The organism is Sphingopyxis sp. GW821-FHT12C06, from assembly GCF_058807415.1.
This window is the reverse complement of sequence record NZ_JBXAQR010000001.1, coordinates 951,461-971,661: the sequence shown is the minus strand read 5'-3', so window position 1 is coordinate 971,661 and position 20,201 is coordinate 951,461. Positions and strand designations below refer to the sequence as shown.

The following is a 20,201-nucleotide window of genomic DNA, read 5'->3' as shown; positions in this document are numbered from 1 at the left end:
ACAATCTCCTTGGTCAAGCGGACCGATCAGCGTCGCGGATCGGCAGAGGGGTTTTCATATTTGGTGTCGGTCGGGCCAAAACCGTGGATGGTGAGCGTCACCGGTTCACTGCCGGTCCGCGCGAAATGGTTCATCCTTGCGGGTTCTGTGTAGAAGCCGCCCGGACCGAGCGCCTTGGTGTCGCCGTCAACCACAGTTCCATAGCCAAAATGCCAGGTACCCGAGACGATGGTTGCGACCCGTTCATCGCGATGGCGATGCGCGGCGATTATTGTGTTCGCGGGCACGCTGAGCAGGATCGTATAGGGGCCGGAGGCAGCGGGGTTGCCGGCCAGGACGCGCGTCCGGATTCCAGCGATCCCCGATGTTCCGGCCCCGGCCCCCGTCGAGGGCAGAGCCAGGACTTCGGCATGGGTCAGCCGTAGCGGCTGCAGGGCGGCGCTCGGCGAGAGCGCTGCCGGTGAAGCCGCCATCGCGAACAGGAATGCACCCCGGGCGATCATTTCGCGGACTCCAGAAAGTCACGAACCAGCTTGATCGTCGCGGCGGGATTTTCTTCCATGATCCAGTGGCCCGAATCTGGGACGATCCCTTCGCGCACATCGTCGGCAGCAAAGCGCATGACGGTCGCCATCATCGGCCCGAAACTCTTTTCACCGCCGACAGCCAGAACCGGCATCTTGAGCTTGCCGCCCCTCGCGATGAAGGCCTGATTGTCCTTCGCATCCTGATCGAACGCCGCAAACTGAGCGAAGCCGGCATGCATCGCGCCCGGAAGTGCATAAAGGCTGGCATAATGTTCGCGCGACGCCTCGCTGAAGCGCGCCGGCGTGGCGGAAAATTCATTCCAGAAGCGATCGAGATAGATGCGCTCCCGCCCGGCGACCAGGCGCTCCATGTCCGGCCCACCGAAACGGAAGTGCCAGAGAAGCGGGTTCTTCAATATCTCATCCCACGGTCCCACACCGGGGAGCGGGGCGTCGATCAGTACAAAGCGGCGGACGCGCCCGGGATACCGGGCGGCAAAGGCATAGCCCACCATATTGCCGATATCATGGGTGACGAGATCGGCCTGTTTCACATTCAGCCGCTCGAGAACCGCCGCGACATCCTCGGCCTGGGTTTTCTTGTCATATCCGCCCGCTGGCTTGGACGAGAGGCCAAGGCCGCGAAGATCAGGCACGATCACGGTGTGATCGTGCATCAGGTCGGCCGCCATCGGCGACCACATGTCGCCGGTTTCGCCATAGCCGTGGAGCAGGACGACCGCTGGCCCCTTGCCGCCGACGCGGACATGGATGGTCGCGTCTTTGGCCCGGACATTTTCGGTGCGAAAGCTGCTCGGGAAAGGCGTAATCTGGGCCTGCGCAGACGTTGCGGCGAGAAGAAGAGCGGCGCCGACGGCCGTCAATTGACGAAGCATCATATGTCTCCAGCTATTTGGCGTCGCCCTGGCTGCGCCTTCTGGACAGACAGGTGCGCCTGATGCATTGTCCGGACTAGCCAGATAAATACGAAACTCGTCGCCGGAATTACCGAACAATGATGAAGCTGGACGGAATCACTGCCTTTATCGCCACGGTGGAAGCGGGGTCGATCAGCGCCGCATCACGGCGGCTCGGCCTCGCCAAATCGGTGGTGAGCGAGCGGTTGGCCGAGCTGGAGCGCAATCTGGACGCACGGCTCATCCAGCGGACGACCCGCAAGCTTTCGCTGACCGAGAATGGGCACAGCTTCCTGCCGCGCGCGCAACGCATCCTGCGCGAAGTCGACGAGGCCGCGGCCGAGTTGGCCGCGCGAAGCGGAACGCTGGCGGGCCCGCTGAGATTGTCGGCACCAGTAGGCTTCGGCACTCTCCATCTGGGCCCCGCCCTCTGCACATTTCTCCGCGAGCATCGCGAGATCGAAGTCTCGCTCGAGCTCGACGACCGCTTTGTCGATGCCGCTGCGGACGGGTTCGACGCGGTGCTCCGGCATGGCGCGATCAATGATACCCGACTGATCGCCAAACGCTTGGCGAGCAGTCGGCGGCTGCTCGTCGCTTCGCCTGCCTATCTGGCAGAATATGGACGTCCCCGCTCGCTCGGGGAGCTGATCCAGCATCGCGGCATACTCTATGCGAACCGCGAAGGCGACTGGCGCTTTGCGACCGAGGATGGCTGGTCGGTCGTCCGACCAAAAGCCGGACTGAGGGTCAACAACGGTGTAGTGATGAAGGAGGCCGCAGCCGCAGGACTCGGGATCGCGCTGCTGCCGACCTTCTTCATCCACGACAGCATCGCGAACGGAACGCTGGAGACGATCGAGGTCGGCGCCAAAGCTGAGGGCGCCGAATTGTTCGTCACCTATACCCGTAATCATGGTGCGTCGGCAAAGATTGCCGCGCTGACCGAAAGCCTCCGCCAAAGCTTCGGCGACCCGCCCTATTGGGATCGGGACATTTCGGAATAAAGGCTGGTCGATCGGGAACCGGCGCTGTGAATCTGCTCCTTAACGCAGCACCTTGTTTACGCCCACCACCGCGAACGTCCATTCTTCCCTGCCGCCCCTCCCCTTCGGCACGCTGATCGAGATCGAGGCCGTTGTGGCTGCAGGCAACCGAGAGCCTGTTGGGCAGACCCCCCGTCCCATTCCAGGGACGAGGCCGCCGACCATACGGCGCTTCACATGATCCACTTCTCGCCTTCTCCGCGGGACACGCCCCAAAAGTGCAGCAATTACGCAACACTGCTGACACGAAAGTCAGCGGTGCCCGCTTCCGCGATTGATCGCGCGCGTGTGGAAAGCCAAAGAGCGGTAGGTTTTCCGTCTCACCGATCGTCAACTCTGGTTCAGGAAGCTTGCCCATGCGCCATTTTCCTTCCGCTACCGCTATAGCCTTCGTCCTCACTGCCCTGCCCGGTGCAGCCCCCGCCGCCGCGCAAGACGCGTCTGCAGCCCCCGCCGCCGAAGACAGCGGCCTCGGCGACATCGTCGTCACCGCGCAGCGCCGCGAGGAAAGCCTGCAAGACGTGCCGGTCGCGGTCAGCGTGCTGTCGGGAGGCACGCTCGATGCGATCACTTCGACCGGTTCCGACGTGCGTGTGCTCGCGGGCCGCGTCCCCAGCCTCAACATCGAAAGCTCGTTCGGCCGCACCTTCCCGCGCTTCTACATCCGCGGTCTCGGCAACACCGACTTCGACCTCAACGCCTCGCAGCCGGTCAGCCTCGTCTATGACGATGTCGTCCTCGAAAACCCGATCCTCAAGGGCTTCCCGATCTTCGACCTCGACCGCATCGAAGTGCTGCGCGGACCGCAGGGCACCTTGTTCGGCCGCAACACCCCTGCGGGCATCGTCAAGTTCGACACCGTCAAGCCCGGCAAGACCGGCGGATATGCGCGCATCAGCTATGGCCGCTACGGCACCAGCCAGGTCGAGGTGGCGGCGGGCGCCGCCGATGACAGCGGCTTCTCGGTCCGCCTCTCGACCCTGCTCCAGCACCGCGACGACTGGGTCGACAATATCGCGACGACCAAGAGCAAGGATCTCGGCGGCTATGACGACATCGCCGCGCGCCTCCAGCTGCAATATGAGAGCGGCCCCTTCACCGGCCGCGTGACCGGTCAGGTGCGCATCTATGACGGATCGGCAATCATCTTCCGCGCCAACACGCAGGTTCCGGGCAGCAACAAGCTGGTCGGCCTCGGCGGCGCGGGCACCGAGTTCGAACGCGACAAGGTTTGGCAGGACGGGCTGAACTTCCAGAAGCTCAACACCTATAATGTCGGGCTGAACCTCGAATATGATTTCGGGCCGGTAACCGCTTACTCGATCACCTCATACTGGAACGGCAATTTCCGCAGCCGCGGCGACATCGACGGCGCCTTCGGCAACCAGTTCGCGCCCGTCAGCGGGCCGGGCTTCATTCAATTCTCGGCGCAGAGCCAGGACAATGTGCCCAGCCTCGACCAGTTCACGCAGGAAATCCGCATTGCATCGAACAACAGCGGCGGACTCGGCTACCAGTTCGGCGCCTTCTATTTCGACGAGAAGCTCGACATTTCGAGCTTCGAATTCGGCAACCCGACCGATGCGGCCCCCTCTGCGATCGCGATCCAGCGGCAGGACAGCGAGGCCTATGGCATCTTCGGATCGGTCAACTATGCCTTCGACAATGGCCTGAAGTTCCAGGCCGGCGCGCGCTACAACCACGACACGCGCGATTTCGTTGCCTCGCGCCCGCTCGAAACCCGTCCGAGCTTCATCGTCGATCCGAACACGCCGGTCCCGCCGCAAAGCGCCACAGTCAAGGGCAAGCTGCTAACGTGGGACGCCAGCGCGACCTATGAGGCGTCGGACGCGCTGACCTTTTATGCCCGCGTCGCGCGCGGCTATCGCGCGCCGTCTGTGCAGGGCCGCCTGACCTTCTCGCGGACGATCTCAACCGCCGATCAGGAAGAGACAATGTCATATGAAGCCGGGATCAAGACCGCCTTCCTCGACAACCGCGTCCGCTTCAACCTGACCGGCTATTATTTCGATACCAAGGATCTGCAACTTACCGCGGTGGGCGGCACGTCCAACGCCGCGAGCCTGCTCAACGTCGACGCGAAGGGGCATGGCGTCGAAGCCGAACTGCAGGCGGCACCGGCAAAGGGCCTGACCTTCTCGATCGGCGGCGCATGGAACGTCGCGAAGATTGACGATGCCAATGCCTTCGTCGCAGGCTGCGGCGCGTTGCCGCGATGCACGGTGCTCGACCCGGCGCGGCCCGGCAGCCCGAACATCTTCTCGATCGACGGCAACCAGCTGCCGCAATCGCCCAAATGGACGGTCAACTGGACCGCGGGTTATGAAGTCCCCGTCGGCAATGGCGCGATCTATGCCTTCACCGACTGGTATTATCGCTCGAAGATCCAGTTCTTCCTCTACCGCTCGGTCGAATTTTCGGACGACAAGCTGCTCGAGGGCGGCGTGCGCGTCGGCTATCGCACCGATCGCTTCGATGTCGCGGCTTTTGTCCGCAACGTCACAAACGATGAATCGCCAACCGGCGGCATCGATTTCAACAACCTGACCAGCTATGTCAACGAACCCCGCGTCTGGGGCGTCGAGGCCGGGTTCAAATTCTGACCGGACTGCCCTCCCTGTCGTTCAGCGACTGGGAGGGCTCGCCATGCTTACCCCATATTGCTGCCCCGGGGGCCGCCGGGTCTAGCGCTCCGTGTTCCCGAATAACGCGATGACGATTTTGCGTTGCCGCGTGCCTGCTCTGGCTGTCGCCTTCAGCGGTCAGCAGTCCCATTTCGTCGATCGAGGCGCGCTTCGGCGTCCGCCCGGTCGTCCGCACGACGCGCGCGCTGGCGATGACCCTGAAGGGCGAGGCCTGTTATCGCGCGGCGCGGCGCATCCTCGGCAACCTTGATGAGGTCGAGAAGGCAATCGGCGCGCAGGCCGCGCCTGGTGACCAGACCGGGCCACATCATAAGTGCGCTTGCAAGGCACAGGGTCGCAACGGGAACGACGAGGGACCAAAGCGACTGTGTGACCAAGTCGCCGGCCCGGCTCAACCATACGCCGGTAAGCAGGCCGGAAAAACCAAGGCCGATCTTCGACGTTGACGTAAACCACCCGTAAGCACGGGCAGTGATCGCCGGACCTTCCCCCATCGGCATTCGGGCCAGGAGTTCAGAAAAGGAGCACCAAGCAAGAAGACCAACTCCACCAAAGGACAGGCCCAGCAAGGCGAGACCAATCATCATGCTGAACGGACCTTGGCCAATCGCCGCCGGAAGGCAAAGAGCGGCGGCCGCGCTTGCTGCATAGGCAAAGCCCAGCGCCCTTGCCGAGCCGATCTTCGCCGCGAGGGGGGACCAAAGGCCGATCGCAGCGAGGCGCGCCAATGTGACAAGCAGCAAGGCATAGCCGAACAGCCGCTCATTCAGGACGTCCGCGTGCAGAATCGCCTTGCCCACCGACGCCAGTGCCGCAAACCCCAGCATCTGCGCAAAGCAGAAGAGTGCAAGGCCGCCGGGCGAAAACACGGCGGGAGCGGTTTCGCGAACATCCTGCCGGGAAGCGACCATAAGGCGGGTCGTGCCCACCAGCCAGGGAAGCGGTACCAGCAACAGGCAGGCGACGACTGCGACCGTCATGAACATGATCTGCGCTGTACGCGGCGACGCGGACACTGCGCCGACCACGGGCAGAGCGGCAGTCGCGATCGCAAGCGCCGTCATCGCGCTCAGGATCGACCGCCAACGTGCGACGACCAGGTGACCATGGACATTGGCGAGCGCCGCTGCGGTGGCGTTGTGCGGAACATCCAACAGCGAAAACGCCGTTCTGAACAGAAAGAGTGCAACAACCGCCGGAAGCATGGACCCCGTCGGCAACCACGGCAAAAGCGCGAAAGAAAAACAGGCGAGCATGCCGGCAAGGCCGCACAGACCCGGCAGCGCCGTCCGGATTGCTCTGACGCGTTCGATGCCATTTCCCCAGAGCGCGTCGATCATGGCATTCCAGAATGAGGACAGGACGAAGAGGGTCCCGGCCGCGACGGGCGGAATCTGCACGATCTTGATGAGAATGAAGAGGCTGAAAGCATCAGTGCCCGCCCACAACAGGCTTTTGCCGGCATGCGTCATGCCAAAGGCGATGGGGAGAAGCCGGTTCGGGGTCACGGTCCGGGCCCCTAGTGTGCGCGAATGACAAGCCTGCGACAATAGCGCGTCAAACCGCCCAACCCCGCTGGACTGTTCGGCACCGGACGATATGCAGGAGGCCATGACCAGCCAAGCCGATCGAAATGCCGCGCGAACAGCGGAAGGCAATGCAGCCATTCTGGACGCCGCCCGCGCCGTCATCGCGCAGCGCGGCCTCGCCGGGATGAGTCTGCGCACCGTCGCGGAGCATGCCGGCATCTCGGTCGGATCGATCAGCTATCGGATCGGCGATCGCGCCGCGCTGGTCATGGCGATCGTGGATCGGGAAATCGAGATCATGGCCGCATTCGCACAGGACTGGTTTGCTCGCTTGGGCGGGATCGCGCCGGTCACGGCAGGCATCCTGCCCGATCTGATCTGCGAATGGCTGGATCTTGGCGAACGCCGGACCTCGGCGATCGTCGGGTGCGAACTCGCCCTTCTGGCAAGCCGGGATCCGCAAGCGCTGCCCAAAGTGGCAACGCTGTTCGACGCCGGCGAGACCTTCTGGCGCGACCTGCTCGGCGCCACGCCGGGCGGTGCAATCCTGGCCAGGCGAATCGCCAGCTACTGCATCGACGAACAACCCTTTTCCCTGCTGCTGTCGACCAACGCCGATTACCGGCTCTTGCGGCAATCGACCGTGCGCGGCCTGCTTCGCGACGATAGCGGATTGGCCAACAAGGATTGGAGCAACTGGCACATGTTGCTGGTGGAGAGGCTGGCCGCCCCGGCCGCCGCCGCGCTCGACAAGGCCGCGAGCATACCCGAGGGGGCCAAGGCCATGATCGCCGAACATATCGCCGACGTCATCATTGCAGAGGGCGTCGGCGCCCTTTCGCACCGCGTCGTTGCCGAAGCCTCCACAATGGCGGCATCCAGCGTCGCGCATCACTATCCCACCCAGCGCGATATCCTGTTTGCCGGGGTGGAGGCGATCTATCGGCGAATGCGCGCGAACATACAGGCGTCGGGCGGGACGGCGCCCGGCGGCGGCGAAGTCATCCGCCTCACGCATGAAAGCGCGCTCACGGCCATCTGGAATCCGGCCTTCCTTCCCTTTGCGATCGATATGCGGCGGCGCAGGGCCGAAAATGTCCACATCCAGATCGCGGAAAGACTGGGCATACCCCCCAATTCCGATCGCCCGCGCGTTCAGGCCATCGTCATGGCCCTGATGGGCAACGGCCTGCGCATGCTGGCCGCAAGAGAGACGCCTCCGCCTGCTCCGGACGCCATCGAGATGCTAACCAGTAGCCGTACATATGTTTTGTAATGTAAATATTGCAGCATAAATTTACCGAACCATCGTCTTAAATCCGTCATCGATGACGACTAGTGCGCCTCCCCATGGTTCAACGGGACGGAGCAATCACCATGTCAGTTTTTAAAGGAAAGCACGGTATCCGCCTGGTTTCGGCGATGCTGATGTCCGGGGTCGCCCCCTTGTTCGCAAGTGCCGTCCATGCGCAGGAAGCAGCGGCCGAAGCGGATGGGCTGTCAGAAATTGTCGTCACTGCGGAAAGACGCGCCGAAAGCAGCCAGAAAGTACCGCTCGCAATCCAGTCGATCAGCGGCGAAACACTGGCGAAGACCGGCTATACCTCGATCACCGACCTCCAATATACCATGCCCGGGGTGCAATATGACCCGACCCAGGGCGCGGCATTCCAGATCCGCGGCGTCGGCAGCACCTCTTTCGATTTTTCCAACGCCAAGTCAGTCAGCGTCGTCGTCGACGATGTCGTCATGGACGGCCAGCGCGCCAACGGCCTGACCGGTCTGGTCGACATCGAGCGTGTCGACGTGCTGATGGGGCCGCAAGGCACATTGTTCGGCAAGAATGCGACATCGGGCGTGATCGCAGTGACGACGGGCAAGCCCCGGATCGGCGACACGTCGGTGCGCGCCAGCGCCAGCTTCGGCGATCATGACGAACGCATTCTCAACGCCACGGTCAATATTCCGCTTGGCCCGATCGCTGCGCTGCGCGTGTCGGGTTTCGATCAGGCGTTCGACGGGTTCGGCCGCAATGTGACGCTGAACCGCAAGGTCGGATCGCAGCATGAATATGGCGGGCGGGCCAAGCTTTATCTGGAACCGTCGGACAGCTTCAACTTGAGCCTGTCGGGCGATTATGCCTATCATTGGGACAGCAGCGTCCGCACCCCGGTGTCGGGCCAGCCCGCCAACGTCACCGCGATCCTCAACAAACTCGGCGTCTTCCCCGGCCCGAAGAGCGCCGACACCGCCGACTCCTCGTTCGGCGAAATCACCACCGAAGAATGGGGGGCATCGCTACGCATCAATGCGAAGCTCGGTGAGCTCGACCTGACGTCGATCAGCGCCTATCGCCGCACACGTTACGACAATTCGACCCCCGCCAACCTGACGCCGGTCGACCAATATGCGTATATCCCCTTCAACCTCGGCTATCTCGACACCGACAAGGTCAGCCAGGAAATTCACCTCGCTTCGCCGACCGGCAGCTTCGTCGAATGGCTGATCGGCGGTTTTTACAACAATCTGAACGCGCGGCAGACGCAGCTGCAATGGGCGACGCTGGGCGCGCCGCTCTATGATGCGAATGGCGTACCGCGCCCGACGCTCGTTGCGCTGACCGGTGCGATCGGCGTCAACGCTAATGCGTCGCTCTTCGACGCACGGAACGAGACGATGGCGGCATTCGGCCAGATCAAGTTCAACTTCACCCCGCAGCTCAGCCTGACGCTGGGCGGCCGCTATACGCATGACAATGTTTCGCAGCGGCTGGACTTCGTCACCGTCGATCCGGTGCGCGTCGCAGGCTATACGCCGACCTTCGTCGGGTCGAGCGCCGCGCCGGCAATCAACTATGGCAAGGTCTCGGGCGACAATTTCTCGTACCGCATCGCCCCGCAATATCAGGTCACCAACAATGTGATGCTCTATGCGAGCTATTCGACCGGCTACAAACCGGCGGGCATCGCCTTCGTCGGCAACAAATATGCGCCCTATCGCGACGAGACGGTGAAGGCCTGGGAAGCGGGCATCAAGTCCGAATGGTTCGACCGCCGCCTGCGCGTGAACGTCGATATTTTCCGCTCGGACTTCAAGGATTTTCAGGCGACCATCCTGACCAAAATCCCCGACGGTGCGGGCGGCTTCCTCAATGCTACCGTCATCGGCAATGCCGGCGGCCTGCGTACCCAAGGTGTCGAGGGCAATGTCGCGGTGCAGCCGGTGCGCGGGCTCACCCTGTCGGGTGCGCTCACCTACACTGACGCCAAATTCACCGATTATGTCTATAACGCCACCACCGATTATACCGACACGCGCCTGACCAACTCACCCGAATGGGCGGGCACCGCAGCGATCGACTATGAAACCGAGTTCGGGTCGGGCTTTGGCGTGCGCGCCCATGCCGACTATGCCTATCGCAGCGAATATTGGACCGTCGTGGGGCAGCCCGACTATTCCAACGTCCCGGGCTACGGCCTCGTCAATGGCCGCCTGACCTTCTCGCTTCCGAACAAGAAGGTCGAGTTCGGCGTCTATGGCCGCAACCTGTTCGACAAATATTTCTCGACCGGCTGGCAGGTCTACGGGGCGCTCGGTCTGCTTCACTACACGTCACCCAACGCGCGGCGCACCGTTGGCGCCTTCGTCAACGTCAACTTCTGATTGCCGGACTGGAGATAGCGACATGAGAAATCACCTCATCGGCGGTCTGGCGGCGGCCGCATTGATCGCGGGCGCGGCAACCGCGCGGGAACCGGCCCCGGCCGCAGACTCGCTGCAGATCAACCAGATCCAGGTGGTCGGCACCCACAACAGCTATGCGCTGCCGGCCGACCCCCGCGTCATGGCGCTGATGGCGCCACGGCTGGCCGCATTGATGCAGTCCATGGTCAAGATGATGTCGCCCGAACAGGCCGCGGCCATGCAGGACGAACATCCGGGCGGGCTGACCGACATGGCCCAGACGCTGGACTATGTGCAAATGCCGCTTCAGGCGCAGCTCCGCAGTGGCGTGCGCAGTCTGGAAATCGACCTGCAGCCCGACCCCAAAGGCGGCATCTACGCCGATCCGCTGCCCTATCGCCAGCTGCGCGAACAAGGGGCCGCCGACCTCGCGCCGATCTACCGCGACGAACTGACGAGGCCCGGCATGAAGGTCTTCCATGTCGCCGACCTCGATTTCCGCAGCCAGTGCCCGACCCTGCGATCGTGCCTGACCTTGCTCAGACAATGGTCGGATTCAGCGCCCGGCCACAGCCCGGTCTTCATATTGCTGGAGCCCAAAATGTCCGGCCTCGAGCGGGCTATCCCCGGCGCGACCGCCGTCCCGCCCTTCGACAAGGACGCGTTCGACGAGATTGACGACAGCATCCGCAGCATATTGGGCCGCGACAAGGTCTTCACCCCCGACGATCTTCGCGGCAACATGCCGACGCTGGAGGCGGCGGCCCTCGCGAAGCATTGGCCAACGGTGGCACAGGCGCGGGGCAAGTTCCTGTTTCTGTATCTTGTACCGGGTATGAACCTTCCCGCCTTTGCCCCCTATCTCGACGGGCGTCCGTCGCTGCAGGGGCGGATGGCGTTCGTGCAAGGCAAACCCGGCATGGCCCACACGGCCTTCATGCTGTTCGACAATGCGCTGACACGCAACGCAGAAATCCGCAGTGCCGTCCAGAAGGGCTATCTGGTCCGGACGCGCGCCGACATCGACACGGCCGATGCCCGCAAGAATGACGGCAGCCGCAGGGATGCTGCGCTGGCAAGCGGAGCCCAGATCATCTCGACCGACTATCTGACCACCCCCAATGTCTATGCAAATGCGTATCACCTGGCGCCCTTTCCCGAAGGGTGGCGGTGCAATCCGCTGGCGGCCCGCTGCCTACCACCCCGGTAACCTCGCTCGAAACCCCGTGGCTCGACTGACGATGCGTGTCCGGAAGCTGCCCGGGCGGCTGACCACACGCTTACGCCCAAAACGCCGTCCTGTTACGTCGCGATATCATTTTTCGCCAAGGTTACCTCCAGTAGCGAAAGCGTCATCAACGCATGAAATAGGCCCGCCCCTGACGACAGTCGGCGTCGCGAACACATGATCTCGCGGCGTTTTGTTAATTTCGGGGGTATGAATGTTACAGAAGTCTGTGTCCGTTTTCGCGTTGGCGATTGCCTGTTTGAGCTGCGCAACGCACGCGAACGCGCAGGAGGCCGCGCCGGTCGACGCGGAAGGCGCCGACGTCGGGGAAATCGTTGTTATCGGCAGCGGCCAGACCCGTTCGGTTTCGACCCTGCTGCCGTCCAACCTTGAAGTACTGCCGCCGGGCGCCAGCGCACAAAAAGCGCTGAATTTTCTGCCCGGCGTCAGCGCGCAGTCAATCGATGCGCTGGGGGTCAATGAAAAGTCGATGACGCTTCAGGTGCGCGGTTTCAACACCACCCACCTCGGCTATTCGCTCGACGGGATGCCGCTGGGCGACGGTGCGTATAACAATTACAACGGCCTCAGCATCAGCCGCGCGCTGATTTCCGAAAATCTCGGCCGCGCCGAACTTGCAACAGGTATCGCCGGCCTCGCCATCCCTTCGACCAGCAACCTCGGCGGCGCGGTGACTTATTTCTCCAGCGATCCGCGCAAGGATATGGGTATCACATTCAACGGAAGCGTCGGCAGCGAACGCGCCAAGCGTGGCTTCCTGCGCTTCGACACCGGCGAGCATGGCGGTTTTTCGGCCTATGTCTCAGGCCAGATCCATGAATATGACCTGTTCGTCGATCAGGCCGCTTACAACAAGTCGACCGGCCGGCAGTTCAACGGCAAGCTGGTCTATGAATTCGATGGCGGAAAGATCACGGCCTTTGCCGATATCTCGCGCACCAATCAGGCCAGCGACGCCTATATTTCGAAGGACATGCTGAACCGCCTCGGCTGGGATCAGGGCGGCTATGCTCCCAACTGGCAGGCCTATCTCGACCGCGCTTTTTGTGCCGTCACCGGCCCCACGGCGCCGACCAAATGCAAAGATTCCGTCTCGCCCGAAAAGCGTTCGGACGTGACCTTCACCAACGGCCAGATCCTGCGCAACGACAATCTCTATTATCTCACAGGTGAGTTCGACATCACCCGGTCGCTCGGCCTGCGCGTCCAAGGCTATCATCACAAGAACAAGGGCGCCGGCAACAACTGGATCATGGGCTGGTCGAAGCAGGGCACCGCAGACACGTCGGACGATGTGCCCGTCCAGATCCGCGACACGCGCTATACGATCGATCGCAGCGGCGTGCTGGCGAGCCTGAATTGGGAGGCCGGCTTCAACCACCTGCAGGCCGGCATGTGGTTCGAGGACAACACGAGCAGCGCCGCGCGCTACATCTGGACCAACGTCAAAGGCCCCTTCAGCCTCGCACAATATCTGAAAGGCCAACCGGACACCGCACAATGGGTGCAGGAAACGCACTGGAAGACGTGGCAATTCTACGTCCAGGACACGATGAAATTGCTCGACGACGCGCTGACGATCGATTTCGGTTTCAAGAGCACTTATTCCAAGTCCGACGCCCGCGCGATCCCCGGCATAGCCAAGGTCGCACCGCCGGCCTCCACCCAGTTCGCGAGCGGCACGCTGGTCGCCAAGGATAATTTCCTGCCGGAAGTCGGCGTTCACTGGGACATCGCGCCCGGACACGAACTCTATGCAAGCTATGCCGAGAATATGGCGATGTTCCAGGGCGGCTTCAAACTGGGGCCGCAGTCGGTGTCGCAAGCCGTCTGGGATCTGCAGGGCAAATATCTGAAACCCGAAACGTCGAAGAGCTTCGAAGGCGGATACCGCTATGTCAGTGGTCCGCTGCAGGTCTCGCTGGCCGCCTATAATACAAACTTCGACGAGCGGCTGCTGCAATATAATCCCTGCCCGACCAACCAGCAGCAGAACCCCGGTTGCGGCAACAGCTTTCACAATGCCGGCGGCATCACCAGCCGCGGCTTGGAGCTCGGCGTGCTATGGAAGCCGGCGCCGTGGCTGAACTGGTATAATTCGGCGTCGTACAACAAGTCGACCTATGACGAAAACCTCGACTGGTGCACGGGTGCGACCTGCGTCGTGAAGCCGACGAAGGGCAAGCAGCAGGTGGATACGCCGAAGGAGATGTTCGCCAGCGTGCTGACCCTGACCGAAGGCGGTTTTTCGGCGTCGCTGATGGGCAAATATACCGGTCGGCGCTATTACACCTACACCAACGACCAGAGTTTCAAGGGCTATGCGACGTTCGATCTGGGCTTCGGCTACAAGTTCGGCGATATGGGCCCGGTCAAGGGAGCGAAGCTGGCGCTGAACATCACCAACCTGACCAACAAGCGCTATGCTGCGAACTTCGACAGCAGTGTGTTCGCGCCGGACGATGCGCCGGGCAATCTGGTGGTATTCCACGCCTCGGCGCCGCGCCAGGTCTTCGGGTCGCTCAGCTTTGGCTTCTAGGCGGGCACGCGCTACCGCGCTCATCCTGATGGCCCTCCTCCCCGGCATGACCCCCGGGGAGGAGCCCGTCACCCGACCGAACCTCGAAAGGTCGGTTGATGCGCGCAGCGTCGCGCTGCGTGGCCGGACCTATGTGAGCGAAGGGCTGGTCGGCACTGGTGCGCTTCCCGCAGGCACGGTGGATTTTCTTGGCGACACACTGGGCTCCTTTTCCTCGCTGAAGATTGCGCCTGGAAGCTGGAAGCGTGTCGGCGCGGGCTATGAGGGCGTCCTGTGGACGCTACCCGACCGCGGCCGCAACGATCCCGATGCGAACCTCTTCTTCGACTATCCGGCGCGGCTGCATCGCTTCCGCATCCGCTTCACCCCGGCCGATGGCCGGGTCGCCCTCATTCCCGACGGCGGAATAAAGCTCAGCGACTTTCGTGGCCGCCCCTTCACCGGCGCAGATCCCGGCGCGGGCACGCTGACTCATCGGGATATTATATTGCCAGCACCCGCCAGCGGCGTCGGCAGCGGCAAAGTCTCGCTCGATGCGGAGTCGCTGCAGTTCGCCCGCAACGGCAGCTTCTATGTCGGCGACGAATATACCGCGAACATCTATTACTTCGATCGCCGCGGCCGGTTGCGCGGGGTCATACGGCCACCGGCAGCCATCGTGCCGAACCACGACGGACGACCGCATTTCGGTTCGCTGCAATCCCCGGAGACCGGCCGCCGCAACAACCAGGGCGCCGAAGGCATGTCGCTGTCGCCCGATGGTCGTACTCTCTTCGTCATGATGCAAAGCGCGTTGATGCAGGACAGCGCCAGCGGCAACGCCGCGGGGCGCATCAACACCCGTGTGCTGGTCTATGATGTGAGCCGCACCCCGACCCCGGCGCAGCCGAAGGCGCATCATGTCGTCCAGTTGCCAGCCTATAGCGCCGATGGCCAAGGCGGCGCACCCGATCGAACCGCCGCGCAAAGCGAGATACTCGCGCTCGACGATCACCGGTTCCTGATGCTCGCGCGCGATGGCGCAGGCCAGGGGGCGTCGGGCAAAAAGCCTATTATTTACAAAAGTATTCTGCTGGTCGACCTGACCGGCGCCACGAACCTTGCCGGGACCGGATATGAGACCGGCACCATATCCCTGCTGCAAGATCGGGCCAGCGCGACATTGCGGCCGGACATTACGCCCGCAAAGAGGGTCGAGCTGGTGAACATGCTCAACCCCGGACAACTCGCGCGCTTCGGCCTCAGCGTCGATGCGCTGTCCGAGAAATGGGAAGCGATGGACCTTATATCCGTGCTGGAGCCGGATCGGCCTGCCGATTATTTCCTGCTCGTCGGCAACGACAATGATTTCGCCGCGCGTAATTGCCTGATGTCGGGCCAATCCTGCAACTCCGACGTCGACAATGACAATCGGCTTCTGGTCTATCGCGTGAGCCTTCCGGAACCCTTGCGGTAACGCGGCACCTCTCTTCATCCGTCACATCAATGTCATCGGCGGGGCATAGCCCGGCACGGCATCCGACTCCGGGGAGGTCCCTTATGAACGCCACGACCGCCGACGCCGTACCGCTCGACAATGCCGAATTCGAACGCCCCGATCTCGACAAGGGATTGGGCGCCGCCGGCAAGCTCGGCTTTGTCGCCGCGATTATCGTCGCGCTCGCCTATGTCGGCTACAGCGTCTATGCCGACGCGGCCGCGGCCGGAGTTCACGCGACAGCCTTCCTTCCTTTTGCCCTGCTCTTCCTGGCGCTGCTCATCGCGCTCGGGTTCGAGTTTGTGAACGGCTTTCACGACACGGCGAATGCCGTCGCGACCGTAATCTACACCAATTCGATGCCCGCCAATTATGCGGTGGTCTGGTCGGGTTTCTTCAACTTTCTCGGCGTGCTGCTGTCGACCGGCGCGGTCGCCTTCGGCATCGTGTCTCTGCTTCCCGTCGAGCTGATCCTGCAAGTCGGATCGAACGCCGGCTTCGCGATGGTCTTCGCGCTGCTCATCGCCGCGATCGTCTGGAATCTCGCGACCTGGTATTTCGGTATCCCGTCGTCGAGTTCGCACACGCTGATCGGTTCGATCATCGGCGTCGGCATCGCCAACGCGATGCTCCACGGCAAGAGCGGTACCGCCGGGGTCGACTGGGGCAAGGCGACCGAGATCGGCTATGCGCTCCTTCTATCGCCGCTGCTTGGCTTCACCGTTGCGGCGCTGCTGTTCCTCGCGATGAAAGTGCTGGTGCGCAACAAAACGCTCTATGAAGCGCCAAAGGGCAACACGCCGCCGCCGCTGTGGATCCGCGGCCTGCTCATCTTCACCTGCACCGGCGTCAGCTTCGCACACGGTTCCAACGACGGTCAGAAGGGCATGGGCCTGATCATGCTGATCCTGATCGGCACCGTGCCCACCGCCTATGCGCTCAATCGCGCGGTGCCCGAAAAATATGTCCAGGAGTTCGTCGTCCATTCCAACGCCGCAGAGCGTGTGCTGGCCGCACAGGCTGGCGGCGCGACCCCGCCGACCGATGCACGCAAAGCGGTGACCGCCTATATCGCCGACAAGCAGCTCAAACCCGAAACCATCCCGGCGCTCGGCTCGCTGGTCGACCAGATCGAAACGCAGGTCAGCGGCTATGGCTCGCTCGCGAAGGTCCCGGCTGCCGCGACCGAGAATATGCGCAACGACATGTATCTCACCTCCGAGGCGATCAAACGCCTCGGCAAGGAAAAGAGTGTCACCTTCACCGACGCACAGAGCGAAACCCTGACCGAATATAAAGGTTCGCTCGACAGTGCGACGCGCTTCATCCCGACGTGGGTAAAGATCGCGGTCGCCTTTGCGCTCGGGCTGGGCACGATGATCGGCTGGAAGCGCATCGTCGTCACCGTCGGCGAGAAGATCGGCAAGTCGCACCTCACCTATGCGCAGGGCGCCTCCGCCGAACTCGTCGCGATGGGGACGATCGGCGCGGCCGACATGCTCGGCCTGCCCGTGTCGACCACCCACGTCCTGTCCTCCGGCGTGGCGGGGACGATGGCTGCGAACCGGTCCGGGCTGCAGATGTCGACAATCCGCAATCTGCTCATGGCCTGGGTCCTGACGCTGCCGGTCTCGATCCTGCTGGCAGGCGGGCTCTACGCGCTGCTGAGCGCGATCTTCTAAAGGACGGTCGTCACGGCTAGCGAAGACCAGATCCCCGCCCCGGACTTCGGGTCGATCGTGATGCAGCCGGGCCTCGTCTGGGGCTGCGCTCGCACGCACGAGGGCACGCGGCTGATCGATGAATGCGACGCCGGCGGAGATGCGAGCTTCCGCTGGCTCCACCTCAACCTCGCCGACGAACGCACCTTGCGCTGGCTCGACCGCACGACGAAGCTACCCGCTCCTATCCACGACCTCATGCTGGCGCGCGAGACGCACCAGCAGGCGATCGTCGAAGAGGGGGCGGTCGGCCTCGTCCTGCAGGATTTCGAGCGCGACTTCGATGCTGCGGAGACGATGCAGATCGGCGCGCTCCATATCGTGATCACGCCCGCCCTGATGCTCACCGGCCGGTATCATCCGATCCGGTCGGCAGACATCATCCGCCAACGGATCGCCGCCGGTTTCGACGTGCACGACGGCGCCGCCGCGCTCAATCTGGTCGTGGGGACGATGATCGATGGCCTCGGCCAGCACGTCCACGGCCTCGCACTCGACATCCAGACCGCCGAGGACGAGTTCCTCAACGAACGGATGAATCCCGCGACGCGCGACCTGGTCGCCGTGCGTCGACGCGGTGCCCGGCTGCACCGCCTCGTCGCGGGAATGCGCGCGACCATGAACCGGCTGGAGAAAGACCCGGACCTCCCGGCTGTCCTCGCTCCTGTTGCCGAACGCCACGTCCAGCGGCTCCAGGCTCTCGACGCCGACGTCGCCAGTACGCAGGCCCAGCTTCGCCAGCTGCGCGACGAACTCGACCTTCAGGCGGCGCAGAAAACCAACCAGAATCTCTATTTCCTGTCGGTGATCAGTGCGCTGCTGCTTCCCGCCACGCTGGTAACGGGATTTTTCGGGATGAACACCGGGGGCCTCCCCTTCGCCCACACCGGCGCCGGGACCTTCGTCGCCGCGATGGCCGCGGTCGCCGCGTCCGCCGCGACCTGGTGGCTGCTCAGACGCCGTCCCTAATATCGCTCGGGCACATACATTTCCGACGGGATTTCGTGCCGCGCATAGTCGTCGTGCCGCAGGCGTTCGGGCAGGACGACCGCCGGTTTCTCGACCTCGCGATAGGGTATCTGCTCAAGCAGATGGCTGATGCAGTTCAGCCGCGCCTTTTTCTTGTCGACCGCCTCGACCAGCCACCAGGGCGCCTCGTCGATATGCGTGCGCTGCAGCATATCCTCCTTTGCGCGCGTATAGTCTTCCCAGCGCCGCCGCGATTCGACGTCCATCGGCGACAGCTTCCATTGCTTGAGCGGGTCGTGGATTCGCATCTGGAAGCGGAATTGCTGTTCGTCATCGGTGATCGAGAACCAGTATTTGAGGAGGATAATTCCCGACCGGACCAGCATCCGTTCGAACTCGGGGACGGACCGGAAGAACTCCTCACATTCGTCCTCGGTGCAAAATCCCATCACCCGCTCGACCCCGGCGCGGTTGTACCAGCTCCGGTCGAACAGCACGATCTCGCCCGCCGCAGGCAAGTGTGGCACATAGCGCTGGAAATACCATTGCGAGCGCTCGCGCTCGCTCGGCGCGGGCAGCGCGACAACGCGGCAAACGCGTGGATTCAGCCTTTGCGTTATGCGCTTGATCGCACCGCCCTTACCCGCGGAATCGCGCCCCTCGAACAGCACGGCGACCTTTAGTCCTTGCTGGACAACCCACTCCTGCAGAACGACGAGCTCGTGCTGCAACCGGAACAATTCGCGAAAGTAGATCCGCCGGTCGATCGCTTCGCGATCCGGATGGTCCGACATGTCGGCAAGGAGCGTCTCCAGCCGACTTTCGTCCATCTCCATCTCCAGCTCCTCGTCAAAGCTGTCCGCGATTTCTTCCTTGATACGGTCGAGACTGGAAAGGCTGTCGTCCATTGCAGAGGGCTCCTTGCTGCCTTCATGCATCGCTATGACCGCAAGATTGCCAAGCTGTGACACGGCTTCAAAGTCGCAGCTCTAGTCCCACGGGGCCCACAGGCCAGAGAGTCGGGGGCACATGGTCACAAGCTGACAGTCTCTTTTCCGTCTCTTTTGGGCCAAAAACGACCGCCCGGAATCGTTGGCGGGAAAGCAATATGTGCACCAGACTGGGCATTTGCGTAAAGAAGCGTTCCTTTCGATCGGACGAGGAGGCGCGTGTGCCATTCGGCGCTCCGGCAAAGAATCCCACAACCTGGCCCCCTGACATCAGCCGAAGATTGCACGGGCAGGCCAAGCCAGGTTTCCCCATTCTGACTTTTCAACAATTTGGAACATAACAGATAATTTTATCATCCTGTTTCGCACAAAAACTCCGGTCTGGACCTCTCTCATCCCGAACGGATTGGGAGCACGGATTTTTCCAAAGGAGCGTCAGCCATGTCGATCAAAGCCACACCTACGCCCGCCAAGGGCCTGCTTGATCCCAATAATCATGCCCTTATCCTCATCGATTTCCAGTCGCAGATGGCCTTTGCGACCAAGTCGATTGCCGCCGAATTGCTGCGCAACAATGCCGCACTGATTGCGAACGGCGCCGCGGGCTTCAACGTCCCGACCATCCTCACAACTGTCGCCGAGAAGAGTTTTTCGGGTCCGATGTTCAGCGAGATCACCGACGCCTTCCCCGGTCAGGCACTGCTCGACCGCACGAGCATGAACACATGGGAAGATGCCGCCGTGATCGACGAGGTCAACCGCATCGGCAAGGAACGCCTGGTCTTCGCGGGCCTCTGGACCTCGGTCTGCATCGTCGGCCCGGCGCTTTCGGCGCTCGAACAGGGTTATGAAGTCTATGTCATCACCGACGCGAGCGGTGACATTTCGACCGAAGCGCATGAACGCGCGGTCCAACGCATGATCCAG

The 20,201-nt window shown here is 62.7% G+C and carries 14 protein-coding genes and 1 pseudogene; 11 read left to right on the top strand and 4 right to left on the bottom strand.

Annotated elements, in window-relative coordinates; translation table 11 throughout:
• Positions 1-26: 26 nt before the first annotated feature.
• Together AC1RRJ_RS04385 and AC1RRJ_RS04380 are read right to left on the bottom strand one after the other, a co-directional pair.
• A complete protein-coding gene (locus AC1RRJ_RS04385; RefSeq protein WP_493120486.1) occupies positions 27-503 on the bottom strand; it encodes a cupin domain-containing protein in 477 nt (158 codons plus the stop codon).
• Entirely contained in the window at positions 500-1,426 is a 927-nt protein-coding gene (locus tag AC1RRJ_RS04380; protein ID WP_493120485.1) for an alpha/beta fold hydrolase, read from the bottom strand. The genes AC1RRJ_RS04385 and AC1RRJ_RS04380 overlap by 4 nt, the downstream gene beginning before the upstream one ends.
• Positions 1,427-1,542: 116 nt before the next feature.
• On the opposite strand from AC1RRJ_RS04380, the gene AC1RRJ_RS04375 reads away from it, so the two are divergent.
• The 3 genes from AC1RRJ_RS04375 (at position 1,543) to AC1RRJ_RS04365 (ending at position 5,602) form a co-directional block, all read left to right on the top strand.
• Positions 1,543-2,451 (top strand): LysR family transcriptional regulator, encoded by a 909-nt coding sequence (locus tag AC1RRJ_RS04375; protein WP_493120484.1) that lies wholly within the window; start codon positions 1,543-1,545, stop codon positions 2,449-2,451.
• A 395-nt stretch (positions 2,452-2,846) separates the two neighbouring features.
• The gene (locus tag AC1RRJ_RS04370; protein WP_493120483.1) at positions 2,847-5,114 is read left to right on the top strand and encodes a TonB-dependent receptor; all 2,268 of its coding nucleotides are present in this window, start codon (positions 2,847-2,849) and stop codon (positions 5,112-5,114) included.
• A gap of 134 nt (positions 5,115-5,248) precedes the next feature.
• Positions 5,249-5,602 (top strand): hypothetical protein, encoded by a 354-nt coding sequence (locus tag AC1RRJ_RS04365; RefSeq protein ID WP_493120709.1) that lies wholly within the window; start codon positions 5,249-5,251, stop codon positions 5,600-5,602.
• On the opposite strand, the pseudogene AC1RRJ_RS04360 reads toward AC1RRJ_RS04365, so the two are convergent.
• Positions 5,534-6,628 (bottom strand): annotated as a pseudogene (locus AC1RRJ_RS04360) (MFS transporter); the annotation flags it as partial. The gene AC1RRJ_RS04365 and the pseudogene AC1RRJ_RS04360 sit on opposite strands and share 69 nt — an antisense overlap.
• 139 nt (positions 6,629-6,767) lie before the next feature.
• Here AC1RRJ_RS04360 and AC1RRJ_RS04355 point away from each other — a divergent pair.
• From AC1RRJ_RS04355 to AC1RRJ_RS04325, 7 genes are all read left to right on the top strand, one after another.
• Positions 6,768-7,961 (top strand): TetR family transcriptional regulator, encoded by a 1,194-nt coding sequence (locus AC1RRJ_RS04355; RefSeq protein ID WP_493120482.1) that lies wholly within the window; start codon positions 6,768-6,770, stop codon positions 7,959-7,961.
• Positions 7,962-8,062: 101 nt separating this feature from the next.
• Positions 8,063-10,348 (top strand): TonB-dependent receptor, encoded by a 2,286-nt coding sequence (locus tag AC1RRJ_RS04350; protein WP_493120481.1) that lies wholly within the window; start codon positions 8,063-8,065, stop codon positions 10,346-10,348.
• Between the two features lie 22 nt (positions 10,349-10,370).
• Entirely contained in the window at positions 10,371-11,579 is a 1,209-nt protein-coding gene (locus AC1RRJ_RS04345; RefSeq protein ID WP_493120480.1) for a Ca2+-dependent phosphoinositide-specific phospholipase C, read from the top strand.
• Between the two features lie 277 nt (positions 11,580-11,856).
• Positions 11,857-14,157, top strand: a complete 2,301-nt coding sequence (locus AC1RRJ_RS04340; RefSeq protein WP_493120479.1) for a TonB-dependent receptor — start codon at positions 11,857-11,859, stop codon at positions 14,155-14,157.
• Positions 14,158-14,185: 28 nt separating this feature from the next.
• Complete coding sequence (locus AC1RRJ_RS04335) at positions 14,186-15,613, top strand: esterase-like activity of phytase family protein (RefSeq protein WP_493120478.1); 1,428 nt, start codon at positions 14,186-14,188, stop codon at positions 15,611-15,613.
• Between the two features lie 83 nt (positions 15,614-15,696).
• A complete protein-coding gene (locus AC1RRJ_RS04330) occupies positions 15,697-17,316 on the top strand; it encodes an inorganic phosphate transporter (RefSeq protein ID WP_493120477.1) in 1,620 nt (539 codons plus the stop codon).
• Positions 17,317-17,376: 60 nt separating this feature from the next.
• Positions 17,377-18,324 carry a CorA family divalent cation transporter gene (locus AC1RRJ_RS04325; RefSeq protein WP_493120708.1) on the top strand — a complete coding sequence of 316 codons (948 nt, stop codon included), beginning with the start codon at positions 17,377-17,379 and terminating at the stop codon, positions 18,322-18,324.
• On the opposite strand, the gene ppk2 is transcribed toward AC1RRJ_RS04325, so the two are convergent.
• Positions 18,321-19,232: a polyphosphate kinase 2 gene (ppk2, locus tag AC1RRJ_RS04320; protein WP_493120476.1), complete on the bottom strand. Its 912-nt coding sequence runs from the start codon at positions 19,230-19,232 to the stop codon at positions 18,321-18,323. The genes AC1RRJ_RS04325 and ppk2 overlap by 4 nt on opposite strands.
• Positions 19,233-19,715: 483 nt before the next feature.
• Here ppk2 and AC1RRJ_RS04315 point away from each other — a divergent pair.
• On the top strand, positions 19,716-20,201 hold a 486-nt coding region (locus AC1RRJ_RS04315), incomplete at its 3' end, for an isochorismatase family protein (protein WP_493120475.1).